This is a genomic window from Caulobacter sp. DWR1-3-2b1 (assembly GCF_049895765.1).
Classification (GTDB): Bacteria; Pseudomonadota; Alphaproteobacteria; order Caulobacterales; family Caulobacteraceae; genus Caulobacter.
The window spans coordinates 20,964-38,411 of the sequence record NZ_JAFCSZ010000024.1; the positions used below are offsets into that span (position 1 = coordinate 20,964).

Consider the following 17,448-nt stretch of genomic DNA (forward strand, 5'->3'; position numbering starts at 1 on the left):
TTTACAAACGAGCCTGCTGATCCGTTTTCAGATTCTGAAAACGGGCAGGCTCTACCAGATTGGAGACCGCTATGGGTTACCGGGTCGCCGTGGTCGGCGCGACGGGCAATGTTGGCCGTGAGATGTTCAATATCCTCGAGGAAGTGAAATTCCCCGTCGAGAAAATGCACGCGATCGCCAGCCGCAAATCCCTTGGTGTCGAGGTCTCGTTCGGCAACCAGATCCTCAAATGCGAAGACCTGGCCCAGTTCGACTTCAGCACGGTCGACATCGTGCTGATGAGCGCAGGCGGCGCCATTTCCAAGGAATGGGGCGAGAAGATCGGCGCGGCCGGTCCGATCGTCATCGACAATTCCAGCCACTTCCGGATGGATCCGGACGTGCCGCTGGTGGTGCCGGAGGTGAACCCCGACGCTGTTCTGAAGATGCCCAAGAACATCATCGCCAACCCCAACTGCTCGACCGCGCAGCTGGTGGTGGTGCTGAAACCCCTGCACGCTGAAGCCAAGATCAAGCGGGTCGTCGTCTCGACCTACCAGTCGGTGTCGGGCGCGGGCAAGGAAGGCATGGACGAGCTGTGGGAGCAGACCAAGGGCGTCTTCGTCCTTGGCGCGCCGCCGCCCAAGAAGTTCACCAAGCAGATCGCCTTCAACGTCATCCCCCACATCGACACCTTCATGGAGGACGGCTTCACGAAGGAAGAGTGGAAGATGATGGCGGAGACCAAGAAGATCCTGGATCCGTCGATCAAGCTGGTCGCCACTTGCGTTCGGGTGCCGGTCATGGTCGGCCACGCCGAGGCGGTGAACATCGAGTTCGAAACCCCGCTCGACGAGGACGACGTCCGCGAAATCCTGCGCGAAGCCGATGGCGTCGAAGTCATCGATAAGCGCGAGGACGGCGGCTACATGACGCCCAAGGAAAGCGCCGGCGAATTCCCGGTCTATGTCTCGCGCATCCGCACCGACCCGACCGTCGAGAACGGCATCGTGCTGTGGTGCGTGGCCGACAATCTTCGCAAGGGCGCGGCGCTGAACGCCGTGCAGATCGCGCAGCTTCTGCATGACAAGGGTCTGATCAAGCAGAAACTCCCGGCCTAAAGGGCTCTAAATCAAAAGTGTAAAGCGCAACAAGCGGGTGGACGATTTCAGGGCTCCCGGGACATCAGGTCCCGGGAGCCTTATTCGTTTGTGATTGAAGGACCAGCGCCATGTCGGCGGACTTGAGCAAGAGCCCGGACGAAGCCCGGACAGCCGTAATCGCCGCCGTGGGCTGCTACATGCTGTGGGGCTTTCTGCCGCTGTATTTCCACCTGCTGTCGATCCTGGGCGTCGGCTCGTGGGAGATGATCGCGCACCGCACCCTGTGGGCCGCGCCCTGGGCGTTCATGGCCGTGCTGCTGGCCAAACAGGCCGGGCAGGTGATGGCGGTGCTGCGCCAGCCCAAGACCCTGCTGATCCTGGCCTGCTCGACGGCGGCCATCTTCATCAACTGGTCGATCTACGTGTTCGCGGTCAACGCTGGCCACGTGATCGAGACCAGTCTTGGCTACTACATCAACCCGCTGATGAACATGGCGGCGGGCGCAATCCTGTTTCGCGAGAGGATCAGTCGCGAGGGCGCCATCGCCATCGGCCTGGCCGTGACCGGGGTGGCGATCCAGACCGCGGCCCTGGGCCACCTGCCGATCATCTCGCTTGGCGTGGCCATCAGCTTCTGCGCCTACGCCATCCTGCGAAAGCAGGTGAAGGCCGACGCCCAGACGGGCCTGTTCATCGAGTGCGCCTATCTGGCCGTCCCAGGCCTGATCTATGTGCTGCACCTGCAATCGACGGGCGCAGGACACTTCGGCGGCGGGGCCGGCGTGACCACCCTGTTGCTGCTGGCTGGACCGGCCACCGTCGTGCCCCTGGCCCTGTTTGCCTGGTCGGCCCGCCGCATGCCGCTGAGCGCCATGGGGTTCCTGCAGTTCATCGCTCCGACCATCCAGTTCGGCGTGGGCGTGGCGCTCGGCGAGTCCGTCACGCCGATTCGCGCTTTGTCGTTCGTGTTCATCTGGCTGGGGGTGGCGGTGTTTGCCTATGGAGCGTGGAAGCGGGCAAGAGCGTCTGTGGCATAGGCCGGGACGCCCCCTTCGTCACGATGCGTATCCGCATCGCGCCACCTCCCCCGTTTCACGGGTGAGGAGATGCGATCTTCTCCTCCCCTGCGCAGCGAGAGGTATGGCATGGCGCGAATACGCGACATGACGGAGGGGGCGTCCAGCGCCGACCCTACAGCGACGCGTAGGCCGCCTGAATCAACCGCACGGCTCGCTCATCGCCGATCAGCGCGCTGCCCTGCCGGTTCATGACATAGGAGCCCGAAACACCGCAGGTCGGGTCTGCGAAGGCGCACGAACCGCCCCAGCCGGAGTGGCCGAATGCCTCGGCCGTCGGGCCGTAATAGAAGTTGGGGGTATTGCGCATGAAGCCCGCGCCCCAGCTGATTTCATAGGGCAGGACCAGATCCCGGCCGACGATCCGCTCGAAGGTCGCCGCCTTGATGCCGGCCGGGGTGATCAGCGACTTGCCGTCGAGCATGCCGCCATTGGCCAGCGCGCCCATCAGTCGCGCCAGGGCCGGCGCGGTGGCGTGGCCGTTGGCCGAGGGGATCTCGACCCGCCGCCATTCGTCGGTTCCGCGTCCCGAGGGCGCGGCCCAAGGGGTCATGAAGGCGGCCTTCACGGCGGCGTTCATCTCGCCAAACTTCGGCAAGGCCGTGGGGCGCATCAGCTCGGCGGTCCGGTCATGCTCGCTGTCGGGCAGGCCGATCCACAGGTCGAGGCCGAACGGCTGGGCGATGTCCTCGCGCAGGGCTGTTCCCATCGTCCGGCCATCGACGCGGCGGAAGATCTCGCCGGCCAGATAGCCGAAGGTCACAGGGTGATAGCCACTGGCCGAGCCGATCGGAAACAGCGGGGCCATGGCCGCCAGCTTGGCGCAGGTGGCGTCCCAGTCGAACCAGATGGCCGGATCGGTCTCGTCCGGGAAGCCCGAAAGGCCGGCCTGATGCGACATGGCCTGCTCGACCGTGACGTCCTGCTTGCCGGCCTGGGCGAACTCCGGCCAGACGTCGGCGACGGGCTGGTCATAGGCCAGGCGGCCCTCGTCGACGAGGCGGGCGATCATCAGGGCCGCGACGGCCTTGGTGGTCGAGAACAGGGCCGTCAGCGTGTCGGGTCCGAAGGCGACCGTGCGCTTGCGGTCGGCATGGCCACCCATCAGGTCGACCACGATCTCGCCGTCGACGGCGAAGGCGAACCGGGCTCCCAGCTCGCCTTCGCCGTCCTGGAAATTGGCCTCGAACACGTCGCGGACACGGGAGAAGCGGTCGGGGCAGACGCCGGTGATTTCGGTCATGGAAAGCGGTCTACCGCACCCCCAACCTCATTGTCATCCCGGGTGAAGCGCAGCGAAGACCTGGGACTGCAACAAACTCAGAGCTTCCGGCAGTCCCGGCTCGGCGCGCTTCGCCCCCGGCTCAAGGCCGGGGCGGGATGACAGATGTTTTCAGGCCAGTCGCTCGATGCGGACCGTGGGCGAGGTCTGCTTGATCCGCGCGCCCATGGCCACGATGGGCAGTTCCGGGGCGTTCCAGATATTGGCGGCGGTCACCGTCTCGGCCACCCCGCCAACGGCGCGGGCCAGGCCGTAGGACAGGGTCTGGCCCTCCAGGATCGAGGCGGCGTAGAGGGCGGTCAGCAGATCGCCGGTGCCGCTAGGCGAGCGCTCGACCTTGGCGTGGGCGGCGAGCCAGGCCTCTTTGCGGTCGGCCAGGACGACGCCGATCTCCGCACCGCGATGGACCGAGGAGACCAGGGTCGGCTTGCCCAGCAGGCGGGCGGCGCGCATGGCCGATTGTGGATCGCGAGCGTCGGCCCCGGTGAGCTTCTGCAGCTCCCAGGCGTTGCAGGCCACGACGTCGGCGCGGGGGATCAGCTCGGCGATAATGGCTTCAGCCACCTCAGGCAGAACATACAGGCCCTTGCCAGCGTCGCCCATGGTGGGATCGACGATGATCGAGGGCTTGCGGCTGGCGGCGCTTTCGCGAGGGGCTTCGCGCACGGCGTCGATGGCCCTGGCCGCGGCGCGCACCTGGGCGGCGCTGGCGAAATAGCCGGTGATGACGATGTCGGTCAGGCCAAACAGGCCGTTGGCCTCCATGCCGTCGAGCATGCCTTCCAGCACTTCGATCGGTACGGGCGCCCCGCCGGGCACGCCCCAGCCGGGGTGGCGGCCGAACAGGACGGTCGGGACGACCATCGAGTCGATGCGGAACTGGACCAGCGCGGTGGCCTGGGCCGAAGCCCCGACCCGGCTGCCGGCGACATGGCTGGAAATGATCAACGCTAACGGCATGGCAAGCGGCTTAGCGGACGATAGCGAACTTGAACAGAGCGTCACTCAAGGCAGCGGCGACCTTTCAGGAACTGGGTGCGGGCGGTGCGTCCTTGGCGTCGGCCAGGATGAGGGTCTTGGTGCGCGCAAGACCGATCTGCTCGGCGATCAGGGAGGACCAGGCCGCCGGCTCTTCGCCATTGACCGAGAGTTTCAGCCGCATCACGCACTGCACGCCCTGTGGCAGATAGTCGATCCGGGCGTGGCCGCCGCTTTCCTGGCCGAAGGTGCGCGCAATCAGACGTGTGCCAAAACCCGTCTGCTCCGGCGGCGTGACCGGCGGCCCGCCCAGCTCGCGCCAGAGCAGGCTGATCTGGCGGGCGCCCAGCTGGTTGTGCGCAAGATTCCAAGCGACCTCGACCTGGCCTTGCTCGGCGGAGAGGGCGCCATATTTCAGCGCGTTGGTCGCCAGTTCGTGTAGCGCCAGGGCCATGGCCACTGCCTGCTGCGGGCTGAGCCAGACCAGCGGGCCGTCGATCTTGAAGCGGCTGTTTTCCCTGTGATCGTGCGGCGCCAGGGCCTGCCGCACGATGGTGCCGAGGTCGGCCCCCGACCAGCTCTCGTCGACCAGGACGTTGTGCGCCTCTGAAACAGCCATCAAACGATTGGTCAGATCCCTGCGGACATTGGGATCGACGTTGGCGGCGCGCAGTGTCTGATCAGTGATCGATTGCACAGTGGCCAGTGTGTTCTTGATCCGGTGGTTGAGCTCGTTGAGCAGCAGCACCCGCTGGTCCTCGGCCAACTTCGCCGGGGTCTCGTCGCGCAGAATCTTCATCAGTCCGGTCAGTTCCGGCGCGAAAATCCCCATGGTCATGCCGTTGCCCCAGAAGCGCGTCCCGTCCTTGCGCAGGTGCCAACGCGTATCTTCGGCCCGCCCAAGGTACTTGGCGTTGTCGAGTTCCAGGCCGTCCGCGCCGGCTTCGCGGTCGGACGCGGTGAAGAGCTCGCCGAACGGCAGGCCGATCGCTTCTGGCTCGCTGTAGCCGAGAATTTTCTCGGCCCCGCGGCTCCAGCTGGTCACCTTGCCATCCAGATCCATCGTGAAGATGGCGTAGCCGAGGGCGTTTTCGATAATGAGGTTTGCAAGCGTGGCGTCATGTTCAGCGGACATTGGGGGCTCCTGCCACCCTATCAACGCCATGGCGGCGCTTTTCGGCGCCCGGCCCGCAAATCAGGCCCGCCGCGTTTCCGCGACGGGCCTGATCGAGCCGCCGTGAGGCAGGCCTAGTAGCGGTAGTGGTCCGGCTTGAACGGGCCGTTTTCCGGCACGTTGATATATTCGGCCTGGTCGGGACGCAGCTTGGAAAGCTTGGCGCCCAGCTTCTCCAGGTGGAGCAGGGCGACCTTCTCATCCAGGTGCTTGGGAAGGGTGTAGACTTGGTTTTCGTACCGGGCCTTGTTGGTCCACAGTTCGATCTGGGCCAGAGTCTGGTTGGTGAAGCTGGCCGACATCACAAATGATGGGTGACCCGTCGCGTTGCCCAGGTTCACCAGGCGGCCTTCCGACAGCAGGATGATCTTCTTGCCGTCCGGGAATTCGATGTGGTGGACCTGCGGCTTGATCTCGTCCCACTTGAAGTTCTTCAGACCGGCGACCTGAATCTCCGAGTCGAAGTGGCCGATATTGCAGACGATGGCGTTGTTGCGCATGGCCCGCATGTGATCGACCGTGATGACGTCCTTGTTGCCCGTGGCGGTGACGAAGATGTCGGCGCGGCCGGCGCAGTCGTCCAGGGTCTGGACTTCATAGCCTTCCATCGCGGCCTGCAGGGCGCAGATCGGGTCGATCTCGGTGACAATCACGCGAGCGCCGCCCTGGCGCAGCGAAGCGGCCGAGCCCTTGCCCACGTCGCCATAGCCGCAGACCACGGCGACCTTGCCTGACAGCATCACGTCGGTGCCGCGACGGATGGCGTCGACCAGCGACTCCCGGCAACCGTACAGGTTGTCGAACTTGGACTTGGTGACGCTGTCATTGACGTTGATGGCCGGGAACGGCAGGTCGCCCTTGGCGGCCATCTGGTACAGGCGGTGGACGCCCGTGGTGGTTTCTTCCGACACGCCGCCGATGGCGTCGCGGATGGCGGTGTAGAAGCCGGGCTTCTCGGCCAGGTACTTCTTCATCACGGCGTAGAGGGCCTCTTCCTCTTCGTTCTGCGGGTTGTTGAGGATCGTGGGATCCTTCTCGGCCTTGGGGCCCAGAACGCAGAGCAGGGTGGCGTCGCCGCCGTCGTCGAGGATCAAGTTCGGATAGCCGCCGTCGTGCCACTCGAAGATCTTGTGGGCATATTCCCAGTACTCGACCAGGTTCTCGCCCTTGAAAGCGAACACCGGCACGCCCGAGGCGGCGATGGCTGCGGCGGCGTGGTCCTGGGTCGAGAAGATGTTGCACGACGCCCAGCGCACTTCAGCGCCGAGGGCTGTGAGGGTCTCGATCAGAACGCCGGTCTGGATGGTCATGTGCAGGCTGCCAGCGATGCGGGCGCCCTTCAGAACTTGGCCCGGGCCATATTCGGCGCGGGTGGCCATCAGACCGGGCATTTCGGTCTCCGCAATGGCGAGTTCCTTGCGGCCGTAATCGGCGAGCGAGATGTCCTTGACGATGTAGTCGGCCACGGTCGGCTCCTGCGGTCGGTGAATATCTTGCGGGGCTTATACCGTGACAGAGCCTTCCCGGCAATTAACGCATAAAGATATCTTTATATGTCTGGGCGGGTCTCTCGCGTAGCCTCGCCATTTCTGGCTCGGCATCACCAGAACCGCTTGGCTTCGGCGAAACTGACATAGGCGCCTTGAGCGTCGGCCAGCAGCTCGGCCTCGCGCTGCCCGCCACCCGCGGTCAAGCGACCGGCGGCGAAGGCGGCCTCGGGGTCTTCGCACGACAGGGCCACCTCACGAACCAAGGCCTCGCGAGTCGCTAGGTCGTTGAGCAGGCCGAGGCCGTCTTGCAGCGCCTTGGCGGCCTCGACGAAGCGCTTCAGGCGCTTGGGGTGGTCGGGGAACAGTCCGCTCAGGTCCTCTACGGCATAGCGCAGCTTCTTGCCGCGGATGCGCAGCGCGTGTCGCTCCTTCGGACCGAGGGCGGCCAAGTCGCGGCCATCCTTGCGGATGCGGCGATAGGGCTTGTCCAGAGCCTGAGCGGCGAAGTCGGCGGCGGGGCGGTCGCGGGTCTTTGTCAGGCGCGTGTCGGTAGTCCAGGCGCCGGCTTCCAGCCAGGCGGCGGCGTCGATGGCCAGGGCGCGGAAGCGGGCGCTGTCCACGGCCGCGTCGGCTCGGGCATAGGCCTCCGTCTGGGCGACCAGCAGGGCCTCGCCGAATGCGGCTAGGGCGCGGGTCTGCGCCTGGGCCGCCTCATCGAGCTCGTTGGCCTCAGCAGGCCCCTCGACAGCAGGACGCCAGACATCGGCGACGAAGACGTCGAGATTGCGGGCCGCGCCCAGCTCATTGGCCAGCCACTTCAGCTCGGCCTTGACCTGGACGCCTGCCGGATCGCCGGCCAGAACCTTGAACGTCGACAGCAGGGCGCGGAACCGGCGCGCCGCCACCCGCAGCCCATGTACCGGCTCAGGACCCGGTCGGCTGCGCAGGGCCTCGGCGGCCGAGCACAGGCGACATAGGGTCGCTCGACCCAGGGCCTGTAAGGCTTCGGCGGTCGTCGCCTCAGGATCCAGCGGGGAGTCGGGGCGCGGACCGTCGGGCTCGCCCAGCGCCAGGGCGTAACCACGCTCGGCCTTGCTGACCAGCGACAGGCGTAGCGGCGCGTGGGCGGCGAGATCCCGGGCCAGGTCGAACAGCACGCGCGGCGCGCCGGCCTTCAGCTCCAGTTCCAGCTCGCTGACCCCGGCGCGGCGGTCGCCGGCCAAGAGTTCGCCCTGGTCAAGCGCCGCCTCGATGACAGCGCCGTCGCGCTCGATCATTCGGATCACGCGTCGGACATTGGTGGCGAACACCGGGGTCAGGGCGTCGCCATTGATCACCTTGGCGGCCGGGGTCTTGGCCAGCAGTTCGTGATCTGGCTCGGACCCTACCACCGCGCTTTCCCATTCGCCTCGCGCAAACACGCCGCCCGACGAAGCCGATTTCAAGGTCTGCTTGCGGCCGTTGTCGCCGTCGCGGATGCGCAGACCAAAGCCGGCCTTGCGCAGGGCGTGGTCCGCCGTATCGAAATAGGTGGCGTCCAGCTGCCTGACCGCCTCCTGTCCCTCAAGCCGGGCCAGGATCGCGGCCGAAGCCTCCGGGGCGATCAGGAACTTCAGCTCGATTTCGTGGTCCATGCGCCTCTTATAACCAGGCTGGCGGTTTTTGGCTCCCTCTGGCCAATCGCGGCGAGGAATGGAGCCTCGCGCACGCGGCGCGTGCTTGCTAATTGATGTGGCCAAGTTCAAACGTTCGCGCCATGACGCAGACCAATGCCCCCCAGGCGAGCAACGCGCCCCGCCATGACTGGACCTTGACCCAGGTCGAGGCCCTGTTCGGCCAGCCGTTCATGGAACTGGTGTTCCAGGCCGCCAACATCCACCGCGCCTGGTTCGACCCGTCCGAGGTCCAGCTGTCGCAACTGCTGTCGGTCAAGACCGGTGGCTGCGCCGAGAACTGTGGCTATTGCAGTCAGTCCGCCCACTTCAAGACCGGCCTGAAGGCCGAGAAGCTGATGGACGCCGACGTCGTCATCGCCAAGGCCCGCGAGGCCCGCGACGGCGGCGCCCAGCGCTTCTGCATGGGCGCCGCCTGGCGCGAGCTGAAGGATCGCGACCTGCCCAAGCTCGCCGCGATGATCGGCGGCGTGAAGGCCCTGGGTCTGGAAACCTGCGCCACGCTGGGCATGCTCACCGCCGAGCAGGCCAAGGAGCTGAAGGACGCCGGTCTCGACTATTACAATCACAACCTCGACACCGGTCCGGAATATTACGGCGATATCGTTACCACCCGGACCTACCAAGAGCGTCTCGACACCCTGGCCTATGTCCGCGATGCCGGCATGAGCACCTGCTGCGGCGGCATCGTCGGCATGGGCGAGACGCGCCGCGATCGCGCCAGCCTGCTGCATCAGCTGGCCACCTTGCCGTCTCATCCGGACAGCCTGCCGATCAATGGCCTTGTCCCGGTCAGCGGCACGCCGCTGGGCGACAAGGTGTTGGCTGGCGGCGCCAAGGCCATCGACGCCATCGAGTTCGTCCGCGCCATCGCCGTCGCCCGTATCGTCTGCCCCCGGTCCATGGTTCGGCTGTCGGCCGGCCGCGACGAGATGAGCCGCGAGCTTCAGGCTCTGTGCTTCCTGGCCGGCGCCAATTCGATCTTCGTCGGCGGCAAGCTGCTGACGACCCCCCTGCCGGGCCAGGATGAAGATAGCGCCCTGTTTCAGGACCTGGACCTGCGGCCCATGGGCGTGCGCCAGGCGGCGGAAGCGGTGGCGGCGGAGTAGTCTCAGCCAGCACCCGGCGCCCCGTCACATCCGGTCGTCGGGCGGCCCTGTTGAGGTCTTGCCGGGACCAAGCCGCTCCGTTTCCGAAAACGCCCTGATCTTGCTGCATCCGAAGTATGTCTATCCCCGTCGCTCGTGGGGATAGAGCGCGGAGGCGGGCAAACTCTCGCGAGAGCCGACCCGCGCCCACGCCGCGCCATTTCTTGCTTCAATTTGAGTTAGCGGTAACATTTAGGGTCGTAACTGTTAAACGGTCCGCGGAACAACGTCGTCCGAAGAGGCGCGTAACTGGGAGGAAACATAGATGATGCATGGCGTGGTCTTGCTGGGCGATTTGAACGGACAGGAGCTGTTGCTGGCGCTTGCCCGTCCGGGCGAGCCGCCGGGCGACCATGGGGTCTTCGCCTGCGCCACGGCGCTGGAGCTCGAAAGCGTCTTCAAGCAGCGCCTGGAGGGCCTCGACGGCGAAGAGTTGATCGGCGCGGCCATCAGCGCCGCCGGGCCGCTTCTGGACGGCGCCATTCGTGTCACCCGCACCGACCTGTCGCTGTCCGGGGCCTGGCTGCGGCACGTGTTGCGCACGCCGCGCGTCTTTCTGCTCAACGATCTGGCCGCCGTCGCCCTGGGGGCGCCCAAGGTGCCCGAGGAGCAACTGACCACCCTGCACCCGGCGCGCGCCGACCGGGGCGGGGCGATGGCCGTCATCGGCCTGGGTTTGGGCCTGGGCGTCGCGGGCTTGACGCCGCAGCGGGGCGACAACTGGACCGCCATTCCCAGCGAGGCGGGCCATGTCGATTTCTGCCCGGCCGAGCCGCGCGAGGTCCCGGTGTTCGAGGCCATCCGCGCCCGTCGCGGCGACACGGCGGCCGAGCGCCTGTTGTCGCGGGCGGGACTCAGCGATATCTACGCCGCCGTCCACGGCGGCCCGGGCGCCATCGGTCCGGAAAACGCCGCCGAGGCGATTGAGCGGGCGCGGGGCGGCGAACTGGCCGCCCTCAAGGCGATGTCGATCTTCAGCGGACTGCTCGGCGCCTTCGCCGGCGACATGGCCCTGACCTTCGCGGCCCGGGGCGGCGTCTATCTCGACAGCAGCCTGATCCAGGACATGGGCGACCTCCTCGACCTGGAGGCCTTCCAGCGGCGGTTCCGCGCCAAGGGGCTGATGAGCGACTATATGCTGGGCATTCCCGTCATGCAGATGCCGGGCCGCCCGGTGCTGCTGGGACTGTCGAGCCTGTTTTCGGCCAGCGACCGCGTCTACGGCGCGACGGACGTGAAGTTCCTGGATTGCTGAGGGGGACGCCTGCTGGTGGAGCATAGGGCCAGGGCTCTATCGGCCCGTTGCGGAAGTGACCATGGTCCGCTTCGGGCTCCTTCGTAACGGTCGTAACGACGAGCGTTGACATAAAAGATTACGCGTGTAATCCAATAAGTCTACACTTGTAGTTTGGAGTTTGGTATGGCCTTGGTTGTGATCTCGCGCACAATGCGGCGCCTTCCCCTCGTGCTGATCGTCGCGGCAATGATGGTGGCGTCCAGCGCCTTCGGCTAGTCCGCTGGGTCGGCCTCGGGTCCCAATGCCATCGCTACGCCCAACAGCGTCGTTGAGGAGGCCTTCGTCGAGATCGGCGGGAGCAAGCAGTGGGTGACGATCCGGGGCGCGGACAGGGCAAATCCCGTACTGCTGATCGTCGGCGGGACTCAGGTTGATGGGCCCGGCGCTATCCTCAGCCTCTATGTGCAAACCTTCCAGCCTTGGGAGAGGGACTTCACCGTCGTGCAATGGGACCCGCGCGGCGCTGGCAAGACCTTCGTCGCGGCGGGCAAGACCATCGGCCCGGACCTGACAATTGATCGTCTCGTCCAAGATGGCGTCGAGCTCAGTGAGTATTTGCGCGACCGGCTCGGCAAAAGGAAGATCGTGCTGTTGGGGGTGAACTTCGGCTCAACTCTCAGCGTGAAGATGATCATGGCGCGGCCAGCTCTGTTTTCGGCCTATGTGGCGGCGGGCCAGATCGCAAATCCCCGCACCGAGCGTGAGCGCTTCGGCTATCAGCGCTTGATGCGCCTGGCGACGGCGGCGAACGACGAGGCGTCGCTAGCCGACCTGAAGCTCGCCGGAGCCGATGTCTCGCGTGAGCCTCGCAAACCCGCCCGCATCGCGGCCTTCCAGAGGGCGTTCGTGAAGTGCCGGCCACCCGTGCCCGCCAACCCCATGCAGGAGGCGCTCAGCGCGCCGCACTGGACAATGGACGACCTGCTCGCCGCTCAGGCGGCGGGAGCTCAGAACGAGCGGGCGCTAGGCCAGGCCTGGGGAGAGAGCTTCGCCTATGCTTCGCTGGGACCGCGCCTGCTGGTCCCGGTGTTCGTGATTCAGGGGGAGGAGGCCACGAGTTCGCCTGCGCCGCTGGCCAAGGTCTGGCTGCACGGGCTCAAAGCGCCTCAAAAGGTGTTCGTCACGATCCCGGGGGCGGGCAACCACGCCCTCGAAACTCACACGGCGGAGTTCCTCGTGTTGCTGGACCGATACGTGCGCCCGGTCGCCGTCGCGAAATAGCCACCGGTCGAGAAACCGTCTCGAACATGCCCGCTGGCTTTGCCAAGTCGCGCAGGCGGCAGGTTTGCAAGCTTTCCGTCACGCTGCCAAGCTCGTGGCGCGTCAGCTTGGGCGACGCTGTGGGTTAGCAGATCGGGGCGTCATGAGCCGAAATAGGAATGCGCCCGATAGGCGGGTGGTGTTGTGGGCGATAGCTGGGATTTTAACGGCGCTGGTCTTTGGGGCCTATGTTGCCTGGTTGTCTCAGCACCCCGAAATCCCCCAAAGCCAGTGCAGTCCATCAAGCCCGAAATGTATGTGAGGGTTTGTTCGCTTCCCATCCTGGGCCGCCTGTCCCGCCGTCCGCTTTCCGCCGGAAGGCGCCGGCGCAGTCGCACCCCGCCTAGTTCAGCCTCAACCGCACCCGCTCTCGCGCAGCCCGGGCCGCGATGGCTGCGCCGCCGTCGAGGATCTGGGCTCTCGCCAGCGCCTGCAACGCCCCGGCCAGAGCCCCCTGGCCCTCCCGCGCGGCGGCGACGTCCAGCCACGGACGGTGGTCCGCTGGGTTGAGCAACGCCCGGCGCAGGGCGGAGCGTTCCGCGCGGGGCCAGTCGCGGGCCTGCTGGGCGCGGGCGAAGATGTTGTTCTGCAGGCGGATCAGTACCGCGCGGTCCGAGATGGGCGCCATCAGCCGTTCCAGCTTGGCGGCCACGTCGGGCATCAGGCCGGTGCGCAGCGCGCGACGGGAAAGCTCCGACGGCAGCACCACCCGGCCCTCCCCGAACGGGTCCAGCGCCAGCGGCCCTTCCTCGGTCTCGATGCGCAGCAGAAAGTGGCCGGGGAAATCGACGCCGTGCAGCTTGACCCCCGCTATCCGGGCGGCGTGGAGATAGAAAACGCCCAGGGCCACCGGCAGGCCCTTGCGGCGATGGGCGACGGCGATGATGTCGGCGTTGTCGGGGTGGTCGTAGGCGATCAGGTCGCCCGTCAGGTGCAGGTCGCCGGCCAGGGCCTCGGCCACGGCTTCCTCGGGCGACTCGGTCTTCAGCCGTGCAGCCAGGCGCTCGCCGGCCTGCCGGGCCAGCGCGATGGCCGGGTCGATGTCACGATCGGGCTCGTCATGGACCGCGCAGGCCAGGGCGGCCTCGAACAGCGGAAAGCCGTCGTCGGGGCCTTCGCCGGCCCGGGTCAGGATCGCCTCGGCCTCGTCGCGGGTCATTGCGCCTCCATCCAGGCGTCTCGCAGGTGACGCGGACGACGGCCCGGCGCCAAGGCGATAAGGTCCAGACGGATGGTTGTGTTCCTCAAGGCGTTGCGATGCTGGACGATATGGGCGGCGGCGCGGCGCAGGCGGGCGCGCTGGTCGAAGGTCACCGCGTCCAGGGCGTCGTCCAGACTAGCCCGGCGCTTGACCTCGATCACCGCTAGCACGTTGCCGCGCTGAGCGAGCAGATCGATCTCACCCAGCGGGGTGGGCAGGCGAAAGCCCAGGATGCGATAGCCCTTGAGCATCAGCCAAGCGGCCGCCAGCACCTCGGCGCTTCGGCCAGACAGTCGCGCCTTGGCGCCACGGGCCTGGCGGGCGGTGGTCATCCCACATCCCCCTGGGCGGCATCCTTGAGCGCCAGGGCCTGGCGGTAAAGATCGCGGCGGGGCAGGCCCAGGGCCTTGGCCACTTCCGAGGCGGCCTCGCCCAGAGGCAGGCGGGCCATGGCTTCGCGCAGGGCGCTCTCGGCGTCGCCGGCCTGGACGGGCGCTTCCGAGCCGGGGCCGACCAGGATGACGATCTCGCCCTTGGGGCTTTCGAAGCGTGGGTCGGCGGCCAGCACGTCGAGCGTGCCGCGCGTGCAGGTCTCGTAGAGCTTGGTCAGCTCGCGGGCCACGGCCGCCTCGCGCGGGCCGAACACTGCGGCCATGTCGGCCAGGCTGTCAGCGACCCGCGAAGCGCCTTCATAGAAGATCAGGGTGGCGCGGATCGGGGCCAGCTCCTCGAGAAAGGTCTTGCGGGCGGAGCTCTTGGGCGGCGGGAAACCGGCGAACAGGAAGCGGTCGGTGGGCAGGCCGGCCAGGGTCAGGGCCGCGAGGGCTGCCGAGGCGCCGGGGATCGGAAACACCTGATGGCCGGCGGCGATCACTTCTCGGGCCAGGCGATAGCCGGGGTCGGAGATCATCGGCGTGCCGGCATCCGAGACCAGAGCCACGCGCCCGCCGGCCTCAAGGCGCTCCAGGATGCGGGGCGTGGCGCGGTCGGCGACATGCTCGTCATAGCGCTCCAGCCGCTTGGAGATCTGGTAGGCGGCCAGCAGCTTGCCCGACACCCGGGTGTCCTCGGCCAATAGCAGATCACAGCTGTCGAGGACGTCCAGCGCCCGCAGAGTGATATCGCGCAGATTGCCGATCGGCGTCGCCACCAGATAGAGGCCGGGCGCAAGCGGCGCGTCGGACAGGGCGGGCGGGTCGGGGTGGCGGCTCACGCGGGGAAATCCTTGCCGCGCCGGGGCGCGCGATGTTTCGAAGCAGTTCTATCAGGTCGCGAGCGCGCCTGTCAGCCGGTCCAGCACCAGACGGCCGGCGCGGGTGGCGCGCAGGCGTTGCGGATCGTCCGCGAGCAGGCCCAGTTCTACGTGACGGCGGACCTTGGCGGCGTCGGCGGAGAGGCCCAGCACCGCCAACTCCTCGAAAGCCACGCCGTCGTCGATCCGCAGGCCCAGCAGCAGCCGCTCCTCGGCGGCCTCGACGGGGTTCAGGATTTCGCGCTCGAAGCCGACGCCGGTCTCGCGCACGGCGGCGACATAGTCGGCGATTTTTCGGTGGGCGGTGGTGGCGACGCGCTGGCCTGCAAGGTTCAGTCGACCATGGGCTCCGGGGCCGACCCCGACATAGTCGTGGCCGCGCCAATAGACGAGATTGTGCCGCGACCGCGCCGCCTCGCCCCGGGCGTGGTTGGAGACCTCGTAGGCGTCGAAGCCGGAGGCCTCCAGCACAGTCTGGGTGGTCTCGAACAGGTCGTGGGCCCGGTCCTCGTCGGGCACCACCAGCTTGCCGCGACCGACGGCGCGGTCGAAGGCGGTGCCGGCCTCGATGGTCAGCTGGTAGGGCGAGACGTGCTCGGGTCCCATGGCCAGAACCGCTTCCAGCTCGGCGCGCCAGTCCTCGACGGTCTGGCCGGGGCGGGCATAGATCAGGTCGACTGACAGGCGTGAGAAGGTGGCGGCGGCCACCGCGATGGCCCGTCGCGCGGCGCCGGCGTCGTGGTTGCGACCGAGCAGGGCCAGGGCCTCGTCATGCAGTGACTGGACGCCTAGCGACAGCCGCGCGACGCCGGCCGTCGCCAGGGCCGCAAACCGGCCGGCTTCGGCGTCGGTGGGGTTGGCCTCCAGGCTGATTTCCAGATCGTCGGCCGGCGACCAGAGGCTCCTGGCGGTGTCGATCACCCGCGCCACCTGGGCCGGGTCCATCAGCGAAGGCGTGCCGCCGCCGAAGAAGATCGACAGCAAGCTTCGCGGTCCGGTCAGGGCACGCTGGGCCACGAGGTCGGCGACGATGGCGTCGGCGAGTTCGGTCTGCTCGGCGGTGCGTCCCCGGTCGCGCACGACGTTGAAGTCGCAATAGGGGCAGATGCGCGAGCAGTAGGGCCAGTGGACGTAAACCCCCAAGGGCGCCCCGAGGGGGGTCATACCCCCGCCCTTGTCATCCCGGACGAGCCCCGGCGCAGCCGGGGTGAAGATCCGGGACCGACCTGGAACGCGGCGCTCTGGCGTCGGTCCCGGATCGGCGCGCTTCGCGCTTGTCCGGGATGACACCCTCCAGCGAGGGGCGGAAGGTCAGTCAAACAGCGCCGCCTTCAGCTTTTCGAACGCCCGGGCCCGGTGGCTCATGGCGTCCTTGGTGGCCGGCTCCATTTCGCCGAAGGTCGTCTCGAAACCGTCGGGTGTGAAGATCGGATCGTAGCCGAAGCCCCGCGTACCACGCGGCGGGAAGGTCAGGGTTCCGTGAACCTCGCCTTGCACAACCACAGAGGGACCATTGGGCCAGGCCACGGCCAGGGCCGAGGTGAACCAGGCGGCGCGGTCGTCGGAGATGGTCTCTTCGAGGCGTTCCTCGACCTTGGCCATGGCGGTGGCGAAGTCCTTGCCGGGCCCCGCCCAGCGGGCCGAATAGATACCCGGTGAGCCATCAAGGGCCGCCACCGACAGGCCGGAGTCGTCGGCCAGGGCGATCATCCCCGACAGGTCTGCGGCGTGGCGGGCCTTCAGCAGGGCGTTGCCGACGAAAGTGCTCTCGGTTTCTTCCGGCTCGGGCAGGCCCAGGGTTCCGGCGGCGACCAGTTCGAAACGGCCGTCGAGCAGGGCGGCGATTTCCGGAACCTTGCCGGGGTTGTGCGTGGCCACTACGAGCTTAAGTCCAGGCTCAAGTTTCAGCGCCATGATCGGCTCCCAAGGAAAACACCCATGCGGCTCCTTTACTCCGCCTTGTCGCCGTTTGCGCGCAAGGTTCGCATCGTGGCGCATGAAAACGGCTTCACCGTCGCCATCGTGCTGGAGACCGCCGCCCCGTTCGCCGACGAGAGCCTGCGCGCGACCAATCCCCTGAGTCAGGTCCCGGTCCTGATCCTCGACGACGGCGAGATCCTGTTCGACTCCTCGGTGATCTGCGACCATCTCGACGCCGAGGGCGGCGCGGGCCTGATCCCGGCGGGCGGCGCTGCGCGTCGCCGCGCCTTGACTCTACAGGCCCTTGCCGACGGCATGGGCTCTGCCGCAGTGGCGGTGGTCCGCGAACGGATGCGGGCGGACGACCAGCGCCCCGAACTGATCGAGCGCCAGCTGAAGGCCATCGTTGCAGGCCTCGACCTTTTGGAAGCCGAGGGTTTCACGAGCGATCAATGGGCGATCGCCGAGATCGCCGTCGCCGCGCAGCTGGCCTATTTCGACGCCCGCCAGGTCCTCGACTGGCGCGTCGGCCGGCCTGCCCTGAGCGCCTGGTTCGAAGCCGCGAGCCGGCGCGAGTCGATGGTTGTGACATCCGTGCAACTGGCCTGATGCCCA

General features: G+C 67.2%; 16 protein-coding genes. 6 read left to right on the forward strand and 10 right to left on the reverse strand.

Going from position 1 to position 17,448, the window contains the following annotated elements; genetic code table 11:
• The first annotated feature begins 71 nt into the window (after positions 1–71).
• The gene (locus tag ACP69S_RS17395) at positions 72–1,100 is read left to right on the forward strand and encodes an aspartate-semialdehyde dehydrogenase (RefSeq protein WP_425999373.1); all 1,029 of its coding nucleotides are present in this window, start codon (positions 72–74) and stop codon (positions 1,098–1,100) included.
• A gap of 110 nt (positions 1,101–1,210) precedes the next feature.
• A complete protein-coding gene (gene rarD, locus ACP69S_RS17400; protein ID WP_425999375.1) occupies positions 1,211–2,119 on the forward strand; it encodes an EamA family transporter RarD in 909 nt (302 codons plus the stop codon).
• 154 nt (positions 2,120–2,273) lie between these two features.
• Here the strand turns inward: rarD and ACP69S_RS17405 are convergent, their stop codons facing one another.
• The 5 genes from ACP69S_RS17405 to ACP69S_RS17425 form a co-directional block, all read right to left on the reverse strand.
• Positions 2,274–3,401: a serine hydrolase domain-containing protein gene (locus ACP69S_RS17405; RefSeq protein WP_425999377.1), complete on the reverse strand. Its 1,128-nt coding sequence runs from the start codon at positions 3,399–3,401 to the stop codon at positions 2,274–2,276.
• Between the two features lie 150 nt (positions 3,402–3,551).
• The gene (locus tag ACP69S_RS17410) at positions 3,552–4,400 is read right to left on the reverse strand and encodes a pyridoxal kinase (RefSeq protein WP_425999379.1); all 849 of its coding nucleotides are present in this window, start codon (positions 4,398–4,400) and stop codon (positions 3,552–3,554) included.
• A 64-nt stretch (positions 4,401–4,464) separates the two neighbouring features.
• Positions 4,465–5,553, reverse strand: coding sequence for a sensor histidine kinase (locus ACP69S_RS17415; protein WP_425999381.1), 1,089 nt, complete (start codon positions 5,551–5,553; stop codon positions 4,465–4,467).
• A gap of 113 nt (positions 5,554–5,666) precedes the next feature.
• Entirely contained in the window at positions 5,667–7,058 is a 1,392-nt protein-coding gene (gene ahcY / locus ACP69S_RS17420) for an adenosylhomocysteinase (RefSeq protein WP_425999382.1), read from the reverse strand.
• Positions 7,059–7,192: 134 nt separating this feature from the next.
• Positions 7,193–8,716 (reverse strand): CHAD domain-containing protein, encoded by a 1,524-nt coding sequence (locus tag ACP69S_RS17425; protein ID WP_425999384.1) that lies wholly within the window; start codon positions 8,714–8,716, stop codon positions 7,193–7,195.
• A 122-nt stretch (positions 8,717–8,838) separates the two neighbouring features.
• On the opposite strand from ACP69S_RS17425, the gene bioB reads away from it, so the two are divergent.
• The 3 genes from bioB to ACP69S_RS17440 all read left to right on the forward strand — a co-directional run bounded on the left by bioB (position 8,839) and on the right by ACP69S_RS17440 (position 12,421).
• A complete protein-coding gene (gene bioB, locus ACP69S_RS17430) occupies positions 8,839–9,864 on the forward strand; it encodes a biotin synthase BioB (protein ID WP_425999386.1) in 1,026 nt (341 codons plus the stop codon).
• A 304-nt stretch (positions 9,865–10,168) separates the two neighbouring features.
• A complete protein-coding gene (locus ACP69S_RS17435) occupies positions 10,169–11,158 on the forward strand; it encodes a glucokinase (protein ID WP_425999388.1) in 990 nt (329 codons plus the stop codon).
• Between the two features lie 351 nt (positions 11,159–11,509).
• Entirely contained in the window at positions 11,510–12,421 is a 912-nt protein-coding gene (locus tag ACP69S_RS17440; protein WP_425999390.1) for an alpha/beta fold hydrolase, read from the forward strand.
• Positions 12,422–12,803: 382 nt separating this feature from the next.
• On the opposite strand, the gene ACP69S_RS17445 is transcribed toward ACP69S_RS17440, so the two are convergent.
• From ACP69S_RS17445 to rdgB, 5 genes are all read right to left on the reverse strand, one after another.
• Positions 12,804–13,619, reverse strand: coding sequence for a SirB1 family protein (locus tag ACP69S_RS17445; protein ID WP_425999392.1), 816 nt, complete (start codon positions 13,617–13,619; stop codon positions 12,804–12,806).
• Positions 13,616–13,993, reverse strand: coding sequence for a YraN family protein (locus ACP69S_RS17450; RefSeq protein WP_425999394.1), 378 nt, complete (start codon positions 13,991–13,993; stop codon positions 13,616–13,618). The genes ACP69S_RS17445 and ACP69S_RS17450 overlap by 4 nt, the downstream gene beginning before the upstream one ends.
• A complete protein-coding gene (rsmI, locus tag ACP69S_RS17455; RefSeq protein WP_425999396.1) occupies positions 13,990–14,874 on the reverse strand; it encodes a 16S rRNA (cytidine(1402)-2'-O)-methyltransferase in 885 nt (294 codons plus the stop codon). Before rsmI ends, ACP69S_RS17450 begins: the two co-directional genes overlap by 4 nt.
• A 51-nt stretch (positions 14,875–14,925) precedes the next feature.
• Positions 14,926–16,077: a radical SAM family heme chaperone HemW gene (gene hemW / locus ACP69S_RS17460; RefSeq protein WP_425999398.1), complete on the reverse strand. Its 1,152-nt coding sequence runs from the start codon at positions 16,075–16,077 to the stop codon at positions 14,926–14,928.
• A 147-nt stretch (positions 16,078–16,224) separates the two neighbouring features.
• Complete coding sequence (gene rdgB / locus ACP69S_RS17465; protein ID WP_425999400.1) at positions 16,225–16,827, reverse strand: RdgB/HAM1 family non-canonical purine NTP pyrophosphatase; 603 nt, start codon at positions 16,825–16,827, stop codon at positions 16,225–16,227.
• Positions 16,828–16,851: 24 nt separating this feature from the next.
• Between rdgB and ACP69S_RS17470 the strand changes: the two genes are divergently transcribed.
• Entirely contained in the window at positions 16,852–17,442 is a 591-nt protein-coding gene (locus tag ACP69S_RS17470) for a glutathione S-transferase N-terminal domain-containing protein (RefSeq protein ID WP_425999402.1), read from the forward strand.
• The last annotated feature ends 6 nt before the right edge of the window (positions 17,443–17,448 follow it).

Bases quoted from the DNA above. Each gene is read 5' to 3' on its own strand.
- ACP69S_RS17415 (WP_425999381.1), bottom strand. From the start codon at position 5,553: ATGTCCGCTGAACATGACGCCACGCTTGCAAACCTCATTATCGAAAAC.
- hemW (WP_425999398.1), bottom strand. From the start codon at position 16,077: ATGACCCCCCTCGGGGCGCCCTTGGGGGTTTACGTCCACTGGCCCTAC.
- rarD (WP_425999375.1), top strand. From the start codon at position 1,211: ATGTCGGCGGACTTGAGCAAGAGCCCGGACGAAGCCCGGACAGCCGTA.
- ACP69S_RS17450 (WP_425999394.1), bottom strand. From the start codon at position 13,993: ATGACCACCGCCCGCCAGGCCCGTGGCGCCAAGGCGCGACTGTCTGGC.
- ACP69S_RS17410 (WP_425999379.1), bottom strand. From the start codon at position 4,400: ATGCCGTTAGCGTTGATCATTTCCAGCCATGTCGCCGGCAGCCGGGTC.
- ACP69S_RS17445 (WP_425999392.1), bottom strand. From the start codon at position 13,619: ATGACCCGCGACGAGGCCGAGGCGATCCTGACCCGGGCCGGCGAAGGC.
- rdgB (WP_425999400.1), bottom strand. From the start codon at position 16,827: ATGGCGCTGAAACTTGAGCCTGGACTTAAGCTCGTAGTGGCCACGCAC.
- ACP69S_RS17405 (WP_425999377.1), bottom strand. From the start codon at position 3,401: ATGACCGAAATCACCGGCGTCTGCCCCGACCGCTTCTCCCGTGTCCGC.
- ACP69S_RS17470 (WP_425999402.1), top strand. From the start codon at position 16,852: ATGCGGCTCCTTTACTCCGCCTTGTCGCCGTTTGCGCGCAAGGTTCGC.
- ACP69S_RS17425 (WP_425999384.1), bottom strand. From the start codon at position 8,716: ATGGACCACGAAATCGAGCTGAAGTTCCTGATCGCCCCGGAGGCTTCG.
- bioB (WP_425999386.1), top strand. From the start codon at position 8,839: ATGACGCAGACCAATGCCCCCCAGGCGAGCAACGCGCCCCGCCATGAC.
- ACP69S_RS17395 (WP_425999373.1), top strand. From the start codon at position 72: ATGGGTTACCGGGTCGCCGTGGTCGGCGCGACGGGCAATGTTGGCCGT.
- ACP69S_RS17435 (WP_425999388.1), top strand. From the start codon at position 10,169: ATGATGCATGGCGTGGTCTTGCTGGGCGATTTGAACGGACAGGAGCTG.